Origin of the sequence: Neobacillus niacini, assembly GCF_036961885.1 — a bacterium.
In the GTDB taxonomy this organism is placed as follows: Bacteria; Bacillota; Bacilli; order Bacillales; family Cytobacillaceae; genus Neobacillus; species Neobacillus niacini_H.
On sequence record NZ_JBALNQ010000025.1, the window covers coordinates 1 to 12687 of the forward strand.

Consider the following 12687-nt stretch of genomic DNA (forward strand, 5'->3'; position numbering starts at 1 on the left):
GATTAAAATAATTATAAATAAGTAATTTATATCATTAATTATACACCACAGTCCTTAAAAAAGGTATCCCTTTTTTAAAATTTATTAAATGTCAAATATTTAACGTTAATTATTTATGTACTATATATTAGACGCACAAATTACTAAAAAGTTTCATACTTTCTTATAGTTTTAACTTGATTTTTTCTTCCTTAAAAGGATTAAGTTTATATATAATTCGAATAGGTAGTTATATTTGTGTCTGTCCTCACCAAAAAATATAGAACTTCTATCTGGTTTTTTTAAAAAGTTATTTATCTTTCAAATTTCTCCCTTGTCTGATTCTCAATTGAGCATTTTTAGTGAAAACGCATTCACAAATAGCAGTTATTAATGTTTTTATTCGTTTTTCCTCTTTTAATAATTGCAAAGTTCTTTTAAAATAGGATTAGGGGAAATACAATACAAAATGTTACGATAACTTTTGAATTGAAAATGGAGGTTTTATCATGGGTGGATACATAGCTGATTTATCAATGGTTGCGATACTTATTATTGGTATTACTGCTTTTTTGGGCGTAATAACGAATGGCTTTGGTGAGACCGTCTTCGGAGGAAAAAAACGTTCCGAATTCGTTGACCAAAGCGCAAGGTTCCAAACACGATGGAAAAGCGTTGGCGGTACGAAAAAGTAATAAGAATGCAACTTGCTTCCTACTATACATTTAATTATAATATGAATAAGTAAATTATAATTTTGGCAATGACAAAGAGTAGTATGTATTTTAAACCGATAACAGAGAGTTTGTGGCTGGTGAAAACAAACACGGAAAAATACTGAATGGACTTTCGAGCTTCTTTTCCGAACTTCTATGAAAAGTAGGAATAGACGTTTCCTTGCGTTAAAAGGTCCCTGGCTATCCAATCATGGTAGTACAGGAAATGAGTGACTCTTTTTGAGTAATTTAGGGTGGTACCGCGAACCATTCGTCCCTATCGTTGTAGGGATGAATGGTTTTTTTATATTTAAATTTAGGAGGAAATCGGTCATGCAAACAATTTTTTCAGGAATTCAGCCTAGTGGTACGATTACACTAGGAAACTATATTGGGGCATTGCAGCAATTTGTAGAATTGCAAAACGATTATAACTGTTACTTTTGTATCGTCGACCAACATGCGATAACGGTTCCACAGGATCGTTTAGTACTTCGTAAGAATATCAGAAGTTTGGCAGCACTATACTTAGCTGTCGGCATCAACCCAGACAAGGCAACCTTATTTATCCAATCGGAAGTTCCGGCTCATGCTCAAGCAGGATGGATGATGCAATGTATCGCCTATATAGGTGAATTAGAGCGAATGACTCAGTTTAAGGATAAATCTGCCGGCAAAGATGCTGTATCAGCAAGTTTATTAACCTATCCGCCATTAATGGCTGCAGACATTTTATTATACAATGCCAATCTAGTACCAGTTGGAGAAGATCAAAAACAGCATATGGAATTAACGCGTGATTTAGCCGAAAGATTTAATAAAAAATATGGGGAGGTTTTAACAATCCCTGATATTCGCCTCCCTGAAGTGGGTGCACGAATAATGTCCCTACAGGAACCAACAAAGAAAATGAGCAAATCAGATCCAAATAACAAAGCCTTTATCACGCCACTAGATGAACCAAAACAAATTGAAAAGAAAATTAAAAGTGCCGTAACAGACTCTGAAGGCATTGTTAAATTTGATACGATCAATAAACCTGGAATTTCTAATTTACTTTCCATCTACTCTATACTTGGTCAAAAGACCATCCCAGAACTAGAGGAAATGTATCATGGTAAAGGATATGGGGATTTCAAGGCTGACTTAGCAGACGTGGTTGTAAATGTATTTAAACCCATTCAAGAAAAATATTATAACTTAATGGAATCAAGTGAACTTGACAGAATATTAGACGAAGGTGCTGAAAAAGCAAATCAAGTTGCCAGTAAAACAGTTAAGAAAATGGAAAATGCCATGGGATTAGGAAGAAAAAGAAAATAATAAAAATGCCCGGTCACGAAAGCTTACTCGTGACCGGGCAATTTTTAGTTTACTTTAGGTCCGTGCTCCATTTCCCAAAGCTTTTCGAAAAATGGCTGACCTTTTATTAGATTTTCACAAAATGTTTCATGTCGTTTAGACCATCCATATTTTGCCTCCTCAAATAATTGCTGCCATGCACTCTCAAAGTTCAATTCCTGAATAGCTGCGTAACGCTCTGGACACCATTCAGTAAACCAATAACGCACTTCTGCTTCGTTCTTTGATGTATGTAATTGATCAAGTGCCATAAATAATAGCTGTTTTAATTGACGCTCTTTTCGCGTGAGACCCGACATTAATTCAGGTTCAGGTGCTAAAATATGAAAATCTTTGTCCACTGTGGTCTTTTGAAAATGATATTCCTTTGCTTCTTGTGCTGCAATCATTTCATAGACAAGCTGCTCTTGTCTTGGAATAAGTCTGCTTTTTCTAATAGGTATTGAATATCCAATGGTATCGACTGCTAATATACCAACCCCATCCGTTACAACAAAGCAGTAATCTAGTTGAATTCTTTCATGGTTTTTCCTTAAATATGCTTTTTGAAAAATATCATCTAGAAGCTGTTGAGGTAATTCTGAGAGATCGTTCTCTATATAATTAAAGAGAATCGGTTCTACTTTTAACAAAGGCGCTTGGTCTAACAGCTCTACACCATCATCTTTGCGCCATTCATGAAAGTGACACACATTATATCCGTTTTCTTCACCTTCAAACCAATTTACCCAAACATCATGAAGATACAACATTGTACAACCCCTCACTTCAAGAAACTGTTTGTCAATCAGTATGGGCAGACATAAGTTAATTTATTCCTTAAAATATATATTGCTCCAGTTAGTAGTAAAAAAAAAAGCCTATTTGTTTCGGCTATTTTTTGTAAAGGTATTTTCAGCTAGTAAATATTTCTTTGCAGGTAATTTAAAGGATAGTCTTGTAGAATAATGATGATCCTTATAATAATTTTCAACAATTTTAAAACCGGCTGCATATCCCAGGAGTTTAGGAACTCTACCTAAGCCATATAATAATTCATCGTGTTTATGAGCACTTTTTTTCAATTCTAAATTGCCACCTAGGTATTTTTTCCACAAATTTTTTAATTCTGATTCTGTATACATACTGCACCAATCAGCTAAGTAGCTTCTCCCACAATTCACTAAAACGGCGTATTCTGCAAGCCCTTCGATGATGATTGAATCCAACAGGGTATAATCTTCGAATCGTTTCGTTTGTTGCGTTAACCTGCAAATATGATGGTATTCATGGACAAATAATGCCTCTATTTCTTTAGTTGTTAAGCTGGTTGAAAGAAATAAAAACATCTTATCTGGATAGGAGACTCCACCCTTAACCTTTTCTTCTTGTCTGAAAAAAAAACTCCTTTGCTGGCCAATGGGAAAGAGATAAATTGGAATATCTGGACCCCGCCATTTTTTTCTATAATCCAGTAAAACACGTTCCACTACTTCCCATGTTTTGTTTTCCTTCATCGAATGAAAAATTTCCTTCGTCCTGTCCGATGGCCTATACATCCCAAACTCGGCTAATTGATGGTAAATTTTTGGTGCACTTAGCCCATTGAAAGCAGGGAGCAGCTTTTCGCATATTTTTGTTGGATGTTCAAACTCGTCCTCCAACCATTTATCTGTTTGAATGATGCCCATTTCCTCACTCCATACTTCTTCATTTTTTACATTTTATGAATAATATAGAAAGAGGTTCTGCCCTGACTAATAATAAAAGGCTGTTTTCGTAACGATTGTTGTTAAAATCTTAAAGCCGATTTTAACGTGAAAATAGTTATTTTACGCATTGATTATAGTTTACAAGCTCTTTTCTTTTTAAAGTTTCTGCTGTTTTCTAAGAATGCATAGTATAAACATTAATTTTGTTATAAAAGGCAACAAAGTTAAGAAAAGAGCCTAATAAAAAAAAGCCGGCCAGGAAATTCCCTGACCGAGCTAATTATTTTTCATATTTTTTGAAAACAATTGTTGCATTGTGACCACCAAAGCCTAATGAATTACTCATTACTGCCTTAATTTCTTTTTGACGGGCTTTATTTGGTACATAATCCAAATCACATTCAGGATCCGGGTTTTCATAATTAATAGTCGGAGGTAGAATGCTATCTCTCATCGCTAGCACAGAAAAGATTGCTTCAATTCCTCCTGCTGCTCCAAGAAGGTGACCAGTCATTGATTTGGTTGAACTAATCGCAAGTTTATAAGCATGATCACCAAATACTTCTTTCAAGGCAAGTGTTTCGAACTTATCATTATATTCAGTACTTGTTCCATGAGCATTAATATAATCAATTTCCTCTGGATTAAGACCACTGTCTTTAATCGCCATTTTCATCGCACGCGCCCCACCTTCACCACCTGGAGCTGGAGCTGTTATATGATAGGCATCACCCGTTGCACCGTAGCCCACAATCTCAGCATATATTTTCGCACCGCGGGCTAATGCATATTCTAACTCTTCAAGGACAATAATACCTGCACCCTCACCCATTATAAAACCATCACGATTTTTATCGAATGGTCTACTTGCTGTTTTTGGATCTGGATTGGTAGAAAGCGCCGTATTCGCACAAAAGCCAGCTACCGCCATTTTTGTAATCGGTGCTTCTGCTCCTCCAGTAATCATGGCATCTGCATCGCCCCGCTGAATTACCTTAAAGGCATCTCCAATTGAATTTGTTCCTGTTGCGCATGCTGTCACTGTACAGGAATTAAATCCTTTTGCACCTAATCTTATCGAAACTTGCCCAGTTGCCATGTCAGGAATTAGCATTGGAACAAAGAATGGACTAACCCTTTTGTATCCTCTTTTTAGAAAAATTTCATATTGTTCTTCAAATGTTTCCATCCCGCCAATACCTGATCCAATCCAAACTCCTATACGATCGGCATTGTCGTCATTAATAGTGAGATTTGCATCTTCAACAGCCATTAATGCTGATGCCACCGCGAACTGAGTAAAACGATCCATTTTACGCGCATCTTTTCTATCCATAATTGTTTCGGGATTAAAGTCGTTTACCTGTGCCGCAACTTTTGCAGGATACTCATCTGCATTCACTCTTGTTAAAGGTCCAATCCCAGATTTCCCTTCAATAATCCCTTTCCATGTGGTTTCAACATCAAGACCAAGGGGAGTTACCGCCCCTACACCAGTAACCACAACTCTACGCTTTTCCATTTAGACATCTCCTTTATTGCACTTCATTGTATATTTAACTAGTTCTCTTTATTTCCCCCATCTAATTGCAATGGCACCCCATGTTAAGCCGCCGCCAAATCCTACCATGACAATTAGGTCATCGTCTTTGATTTTTCCAGCCTCTATTTCCTCAACAAGAGAAATCGGAATAGACGCGGATGAAGTATTTCCATATTTATGAACCGTCTTTGACATTTTTTCAACCGGCAGCTCCAGCCTTTGTCTAGAGGCCTCCATAATCCGGATATTGGCTTGGTGAGGGATTAAGAAATCAACATCATCTTTTGTAAGTCCAGCCTTTTCGAGAACATGAACACAGCTTTCCCCCATCTGGCGCACCGCAAATTTAAAGACTTCCCGTCCATTCATAATAATATACTCATCTTGATATAAATGCTTAGAACCAGTACCATCCGCACCCAGTTCAAACGAAAGAACTCCTCTACCTTCAGAAACCTCTCCAACGATAACAGCACCAGCACCATCTCCAAATAGTACTGCAGTGTTTCGGTCATTCCAGTCGGTTATCTTTGAAAGTTTTTCAACACCCACTACCAGAACATACTTATAAGCTCCTGATTCAACAAACTGCTTTCCGGTAATAATACCGTACATAAAACCTGCACAGGCTGCACTTACGTCCATCGCTGCGGCTTTTTTCGCACCTAACCGTTCTTGAAGCATACAAGCAACGGAAGGGAATGGCTGATCTGGCGTTACGGTTGCGACCAATATTAAATCAATATCTTCAGGAGTGATTCCTGCATCTTCAATTGCCTTTTGTGCAGCTGCCAGCCCCATATCAGAAGTTTTTGTATTATCATCTGCGATACGGCGTTCTTCAATGCCTGTACGCGAGCGAATCCATTCATCTGATGTATCCATTATTTTTTCTAAATCTGCATTTGTAACGATCTTTTCTGGTAAATACCTTCCAATTCCAACAATTCCAGCGTTCAAGGAATCATCTCCTTATATGTTCATACTTTTATTATTATCAATTATTATGACTTGGTACTAATTTTATCAAATATATATGTAATTAAGCAACCATTAAATGCTATATACCCAACTTATGTCCATACCAATCGTTCACACACTTCATAATCTAATAGTAGAAATGATTAATAATTTGGAGGTTACGACATGGAAAAAGAAAGAAATCGACACCAACAGAGCCCGAATGATCGCTTTTCAAGAATGATGTTTGGTGATAAGAGAGACGGTACGCAAACGAATTCGTATGACTCTCCGGATTCACATCCATCTTCAATTGATTTTGAAGCAATCTTTGATAATATTGGAAGATTAAAGGAATCCTCTCAAAATTTAAAACCTTTGATTCAAAAGGTTTATCCCTTTGTCGAACAATTTTTTAAGAAAAAATAAGCTGCCGGGCAAAACGGCAGCTTTTTATCCATGCATTCCCTTATTCAAATATATATACGGTGGGCATGTTCTATCTGTTTGGTTAATGCAATAGGCAGCGGGATATTGCCATTTACTGTGCATTTGGTTATTTCATTATCCAGTTGCTTTATCTTCCTAATACTTGAAACATGTTCACTGATTCCTAAAAATGCCGCACCTATCTCCCATTGATTGTTGCTGTCACTCTGGAGAAGGTAGCTGCCAGGAACGTTTTTATCGACAATTTCAATGATGGATTCCACAGTATCATCAACAAACAGGGCATCATTTATCTCCTCCCGCATACCTCTAAATGCTTTCCCTCTATTCATTTGATTTAAAATAGAATGTTGAAACATAAAGGTTTCTGGCTGCCATGGACCAAATATCGATGGTAAGTAGAGTAATTGGATATGATTATTTAAAGCTTTAATCTCATTAATAAAATTTTTGATTATAATTTCAGCATTTGTGGTATTTTCATTTGTTAATAACTGACTTGGGGCAAGGATAACTATTTGCTCCCAATTATCCAAATTCACAAATTGCTCTTTAAAATCATCACTCAGTAAAAGATCTTCCCTATATTGCATATATAGGTCGTAAACAGAGAGAACCAATGTCCCTTTTTGGTTGAGTTCATTGGGTATATCCCCTATGGAAATCACATAAAAGTTAGCATTTCGCCCGATTTCTAATTTTTTTTCAACCAGTAAATCCTCATTCTCTTCTGTTACAAGCTGTACTCCCTTGACTTCTATCCCTTTATCAAGAAGAGCTTTGCAAACATGGAAATTCACAAAGTCAAATACACCTACAATTACTGCCTTGTCCATTACTTTTCCTGCCTCCCCAAGCTTCTTTACTGAATCCTATGCGGTTTCATAAAGAAATATATCTTAGTAGGGAAAGCTGTATTTAGAGCATTTTTTCATTTTGATTGAAAAACTTCTTCATCATATAGCCAAGCTGCTGCTTCTTTTCGGCAACGATGTATGTTGGATTAGTATCCGTTTTTGCAAGTAATTGTTGCAGTTGTTTTGATTGGTTATATGATTTTCCACTGGACATAACATTGATGATTTTTAAAGGTATACTCCTATCCAGATTTAGTTCGGCATTCATACTTTGAAGTTCTTTTTCAAGCGTGGCTTGATCCTTCATATGTGCAGCTGACAGTTCTCTCATTAATTTTTTATAAAAAAACTTATGTTCCTTTTCTAATTCGATATGATTTTTTAAAGAAAGAATGGGATTAAGTAAAACTACAGACCTTAGCTGGTCTTTCATTTTAGCCATCAACCTGACTGCTACTAATGCACCCATTCCCTCTGCTATTAGATGAATTTTATTATTCAGAATTTCACTGCGTATTACTTGCTGGTATAACCTCTGCGCAAGCTCTACAGCATGGTCACTTCCCCAGTTTCGCCCATACAAATTTGAGGAAAAAATAGTATATCCTGATTTTTTTAATTCATTAATAATGGCCAGTTTACCCTCATTTTGAGACCAGAAGCATTTGCTTTCGTCTACAAAATGTCTTTCATCTCCAATTATTAAGACTCCAAAACCTGTGGGCTTTTCAGGGTAATGGATGATATTCCACTGGGTATCCATCTGAAAATTCCGGTTCTCCATCGCTAAATCTCCTTTTACATATTTCCTCAAAATATTGTATGTAATTTCACATTAGATGAAAGGGAATATAGCCTAGTTCATCCATAAATATTGGTTTTTGATAAAACTTCAGCATTGGCTTGTACTCAAATTCCCATTTATTATTTCAAAACCGTATGGTAATATTATTAAAGATGAAAAATAAGGTAGAGGTGATACATAATGCGATACTTTTGGACATTCTTTTGGGCATTTCTTTTAGTGCAAATGCTCTCATATGTAGTTAGTTCAATGACAGTAGGTGGAGTTTTTGACTTCAAGGCCGGAGCAATTATATCTGTTGGAGTTACCATTTTGATTTTTATTGCAACTGCAGTAATTCCAAACGAACCTGTTGAAAAACATTAAATTTTTTAAAAGAGGTCATCCATTTATTTGGATGACCTTATTGTTTCCTTATTCTATAAAAATTGTTAATTCTCCATTTTCAGTTGAAATTTTTACGACAGAGTGGTCATGAACGCTTCCAGCAATAATTGCCCTTGCAAGTTTTGTTTCGATATTTCTTTGAATAAACCTTTTCAATGGTCTAGCACCATATATGGGATCAAATCCATTGACAGCAATGAACTCTTTAGCACTGTCAGTGATTGTTACTTCAATGTCCTGATCCTTTAACCTGCTCTGTAGTTCCTTCAACATTTTTACTACAATATTTTTAATTTCAGTTAACAACAAAGGTTTAAATAAAATAGTTTCGTCTATTCTATTTAAAAATTCAGGTCGGAAATGATTCTTTAATTGACCGAGTACCTTTTTCCTTGTTACCTCTGAAATATCTTCTTCATCTTCATTTCGTTCCAATAAGAAATGAGAACCAATATTAGAGGTCATGATGATCACAGTATTTTTAAAATTTACGATTCTACCTTGAGAATCTGTTATTCGTCCGTCATCAAGTGCTTGGAGGAGAATATTAAATACCTCCGGATGCGCTTTTTCAATTTCATCCATCAAGATAACAGAATAGGGTCTTCTTCTGACCGCTTCGGTAAGCTGGCCCCCCTCTTCATACCCTACATACCCCGGAGGTGCACCGATTAACCTTGAAACCGCATGTTTCTCCATATATTCTGACATATCAATACGTATCATTTGCTCTTCACTATCAAACAATGCCACTGCAAGTGCTTTAGCTAATTCTGTCTTTCCAACACCCGTTGGTCCCAAAAAGAGGAATGATCCGATTGGTCTGTTTGGATCCTTAATACCGGCACGTGCCCGTAATACTGCATCAGAGACTAATTGCACCGCCTCATTTTGCCCGATGACCCGTTCATGCAAAAGAGATTCTAATCTTAACAGTTTCTCTCTTTCTCCCTCGACCAGCTTAGCAAGTGGGATACCTGTCCACCTTGAGACAATATTTGAAATTTCTTCTCCTGTTACTTCCTCGCGAAGTAATCGATCATGATCGGATGTTGCGGATTCGAGTTCTTTCAATTCTTTTTCTGCCAAAGGAATCAGACCATGACGAAGTTCTGCTGCCCGGTTTAGGTCATATTTATCTTCTGCCTGCTGTAATTCTCTCCTAAGCTTCTCAAGCTGCTCCCTTTTCTCTTGCAACTTTTGTATGCCCTGTTTCTCATGGAGCCATAGAGCCTTCATGCTATTGGCTTGATCTTTTAACTCTGCTAATTCCTTTAAAAGGACTTCCAGCCTTTTCTTACTAGCGTCATCCTGCTCTTTTCTCAAAGCTGCTTCTTCTATTTCCAACTGCATGACTCTTCGTGTTACCTCATCAAGTTCGGTTGGCATCGAGTCAATTTCAGTTCGAATAAGGGCACAGGCTTCATCCACTAGATCAATCGCTTTATCTGGCAGAAAGCGTTCGGTTATATACCGATCTGATAACGTTGCAGCTGCAACAAGTGCATGGTCATGAATTTTTACTCCATGATGTACCTCAAATCTTTCCTTTAACCCACGCAAAATCGAGATTGTATCCTCGACATTTGGCTCTTGAACAAGAACTTGTTGAAATCTGCGTTCGAGTGCTGGATCTTTCTCAATATATTTCCGGTGTTCATCAAGCGTTGTTGCCCCAATACAGTGAAGCTCTCCACGAGCGAGCATCGGTTTTAACATATTTCCTGCATCCATTGCGCCATCTGTTTTTCCCGCTCCGACAATGGTGTGGAGTTCATCGATAAACAATAGAATTTGTCCTTCGCTTTTTTTCACTTCATTCAATACTGCTTTTAACCTTTCTTCAAATTCGCCTCTAAACTTAGCCCCGGCAATTAAAGCACTCATATCTAATGAGAAAATGGTTTTTTCTTTTAAACCCTCTGGTACGTCTTTTCTAACGATTCGCTGAGCAAGTCCCTCAACAATGGCAGTTTTCCCCACGCCTGGCTCACCAATTAATACAGGATTATTTTTAGTCTTTCTGGATAAGATTCTGATGACATGGCGGATCTCTGCATCCCTGCCAATCACAGGGTCAAGTTTTCCCGCTTTTACTTCGGCAACTAAGTCCCTTCCATATTTATTAAGTGCATCGTATACGGTTTCGGGATTTTGGGACGTCACTCTTTGGTTCCCCCTTATTTCCTTAATGGCGGATAAAATATACTCCGCAGTTTTTCCATTGGATTTTAAAATCTTTTGCATTTCCGAATCTCTAGCATAGGAAGCAGCTAATAATATGTGTTCGATTGAAATAAAGTCATCAGAAAACTTTGATGCAAGTTCTTCAGCACTTACAAAAAGTCGTTGCAGCTTTGAAGTAATGTATAACTTTCCTTGCTCTACACCACTCCCTGAAACTTGCGGCTTTTGATCAAGTGTTGATTGTAATGATTTTTCAACAGCTTTTGTCTGAATATCTGCCTTTTGTAAAATTGCACGTAATAAACTATCATCTTGACGAAGAAGCGTTAAGAATAAATGAGGTTCGTCAACCTCTTGATGGCTACTTTTTATTGCCAATGATTGGGCATCTAAAATGCCCTTTTGCAACCGCTCTGTCATTCGATTCAAATCCATATTCCACACCCCTTTGACCAAATTTGACCTATTTAATTTTATTATACACGATTATGTAAAAATAAATAAAATAAAAGCCATCCGCATATGGATGACTTTTAAAATCGTTTAAGGTTTGCGCTGGTACGTCCATATCCGTTCATCATTTGAAGTTTCAGGAAACCTATCTCCAGCTTTCAGCTTTATCTTTTTTGGGTTATTGACATTTGACTCTGTATCACCGATTTCTATATAAACACCATTATTTGGTGCTTTTTGACCTGATTTAAACTGATGATTTTGCCCCATATTTATCCCTCCTTTTCATGTACATCTTTATTATTTCCATTAACTCAGTAGTCATTAAAGGAATATTTATGAAATTGAAACCTTTTTTCAATTATAAGGATTTTATTTTGACGATTGTATGAATTTATGGCACAATTATTGATATATAATCTTTGTTAACAATATAATTATAGTATTATCTAGCAAATGAAACCTTGACTGACATTTCTTTTGGAAAGCAAATCAGCGATTAATTTCGCCCCTTTAAAGGTGGTTATTTTATGCAGTCAATAAAAGAAATACCTACAAAGTTAACTCAACTGTTTGATACGGTTCACCATATGAAGAAAATCGAAAAAGGGACCTTTCTGTTTCAGGAAGGTTCTCCTGCTAATGAATTATATATTGTCCAAAGTGGCATCATCCAAATCAGCAAAATTATTCCTGACGGGCGGGAACTTACATTAAGAATGTGTTCAAGCGGAGACTTTATTGGAGAACTTGATTTATTTTCTCCTGCTTCTAAGTATCTTTTAAGTTCACGTGTGGCTGAAAGTGGCGAAGTGGCTGTCATTATGAAGGACGTTCTTGAAGAAAAGCTTACACATAATCATGAACTCTCACTTGAATTTATGAAATGGATGAGCCAACAATATCAAAAAACACAAACAAAATTTAGAGACCTTGTTCTACATGGCAAGAAAGGTGCTCTATATTCTACACTGATTCGGATCACCAACAGTTACGGTATAAAAACAAATCAAGGAATCCTGATTGAATTACCGTTAACCAATCAAGAATTGGCAAATTTCTGCGGGACATCACGAGAAGTAGTTAATCGATTACTAAGTGATTTAAGAAAAGCAGGGATTTTATCAATTGATAAAGGCTGTATTACGATACATGATTTAGATTATTTAAAGAATGAAATTGATTGTGAAGACTGTTCCACAGAAATATGTAAAATAGACTAAAAAAAATCGGTCGATTAGACCGATTTTTTTATTTTTGCTGTATTAAACTTGACTATTGATTTGCGCTACAGGCG

General features: G+C 36.6%; 13 protein-coding genes and 1 other annotated feature. Of the genes, 5 read left to right on the plus strand and 8 right to left on the minus strand.

All coding sequences use genetic code 11. From position 1 onward, the window contains the following. Positions 1-488 precede the first annotated feature (488 nt). On the plus strand, positions 489-674 hold the full coding sequence (locus V7124_RS11700; protein ID WP_335417777.1) for a hypothetical protein: 186 nt from the start codon (positions 489-491) through the stop codon (positions 672-674). Between the two features lie 59 nt (positions 675-733). Then, positions 734-977, plus strand: a binding site (T-box leader). A 51-nt stretch (positions 978-1028) separates the two neighbouring features. Then, complete coding sequence (trpS, locus tag V7124_RS11705) at positions 1029-2018, plus strand: tryptophan--tRNA ligase (RefSeq protein ID WP_420490526.1); 990 nt, start codon at positions 1029-1031, stop codon at positions 2016-2018. A gap of 44 nt (positions 2019-2062) precedes the next feature. Here trpS and V7124_RS11710 read toward each other — a convergent pair whose 3' ends face one another. The 4 genes from V7124_RS11710 to V7124_RS11725 all read right to left on the minus strand — a co-directional run bounded on the left by V7124_RS11710 (position 2063) and on the right by V7124_RS11725 (position 6251). Then, entirely contained in the window at positions 2063-2809 is a 747-nt protein-coding gene (locus V7124_RS11710) for a YjbA family protein (protein WP_335417774.1), read from the minus strand. Positions 2810-2917: 108 nt separating this feature from the next. Next, on the minus strand, positions 2918-3727 hold the full coding sequence (locus V7124_RS11715) for a DUF2268 domain-containing protein (RefSeq protein WP_335489166.1): 810 nt from the start codon (positions 3725-3727) through the stop codon (positions 2918-2920). Between the two features lie 301 nt (positions 3728-4028). Further along, positions 4029-5270, minus strand: coding sequence for a beta-ketoacyl-ACP synthase II (gene fabF / locus V7124_RS11720; RefSeq protein ID WP_335417768.1), 1242 nt, complete (start codon positions 5268-5270; stop codon positions 4029-4031). Between the two features lie 48 nt (positions 5271-5318). Continuing rightward, positions 5319-6251 (minus strand): beta-ketoacyl-ACP synthase III, encoded by a 933-nt coding sequence (locus V7124_RS11725; RefSeq protein WP_335417766.1) that lies wholly within the window; start codon positions 6249-6251, stop codon positions 5319-5321. A 186-nt stretch (positions 6252-6437) separates the two neighbouring features. On the opposite strand from V7124_RS11725, the gene V7124_RS11730 reads away from it, so the two are divergent. After that, positions 6438-6680, plus strand: coding sequence for a hypothetical protein (locus V7124_RS11730; protein WP_335417763.1), 243 nt, complete (start codon positions 6438-6440; stop codon positions 6678-6680). A gap of 44 nt (positions 6681-6724) precedes the next feature. Here V7124_RS11730 and V7124_RS11735 read toward each other — a convergent pair whose 3' ends face one another. Then, a complete protein-coding gene (locus V7124_RS11735) occupies positions 6725-7537 on the minus strand; it encodes a hypothetical protein (RefSeq protein ID WP_335489170.1) in 813 nt (270 codons plus the stop codon). 82 nt (positions 7538-7619) lie between these two features. After that, positions 7620-8342 carry a hydrolase gene (locus V7124_RS11740; RefSeq protein ID WP_335489173.1) on the minus strand — a complete coding sequence of 241 codons (723 nt, stop codon included), beginning with the start codon at positions 8340-8342 and terminating at the stop codon, positions 7620-7622. A gap of 201 nt (positions 8343-8543) precedes the next feature. Between V7124_RS11740 and V7124_RS11745 the strand changes: the two genes are divergently transcribed. Then, a complete protein-coding gene (locus tag V7124_RS11745; protein WP_335417753.1) occupies positions 8544-8729 on the plus strand; it encodes a YjzD family protein in 186 nt (61 codons plus the stop codon). A 48-nt stretch (positions 8730-8777) separates the two neighbouring features. On the opposite strand, the gene clpB is transcribed toward V7124_RS11745, so the two are convergent. Both clpB and V7124_RS11755 read right to left on the minus strand, forming a co-directional pair. Continuing rightward, positions 8778-11372 carry an ATP-dependent chaperone ClpB gene (gene clpB / locus V7124_RS11750; RefSeq protein WP_335489176.1) on the minus strand — a complete coding sequence of 865 codons (2595 nt, stop codon included), beginning with the start codon at positions 11370-11372 and terminating at the stop codon, positions 8778-8780. 108 nt (positions 11373-11480) lie between these two features. Continuing rightward, positions 11481-11660, minus strand: coding sequence for a YjzC family protein (locus V7124_RS11755; RefSeq protein ID WP_335417746.1), 180 nt, complete (start codon positions 11658-11660; stop codon positions 11481-11483). A 260-nt stretch (positions 11661-11920) separates the two neighbouring features. Between V7124_RS11755 and V7124_RS11760 the strand changes: the two genes are divergently transcribed. After that, the gene (locus V7124_RS11760; RefSeq protein WP_335489179.1) at positions 11921-12613 is read left to right on the plus strand and encodes a Crp/Fnr family transcriptional regulator; all 693 of its coding nucleotides are present in this window, start codon (positions 11921-11923) and stop codon (positions 12611-12613) included. The last annotated feature ends 74 nt before the right edge of the window (positions 12614-12687 follow it).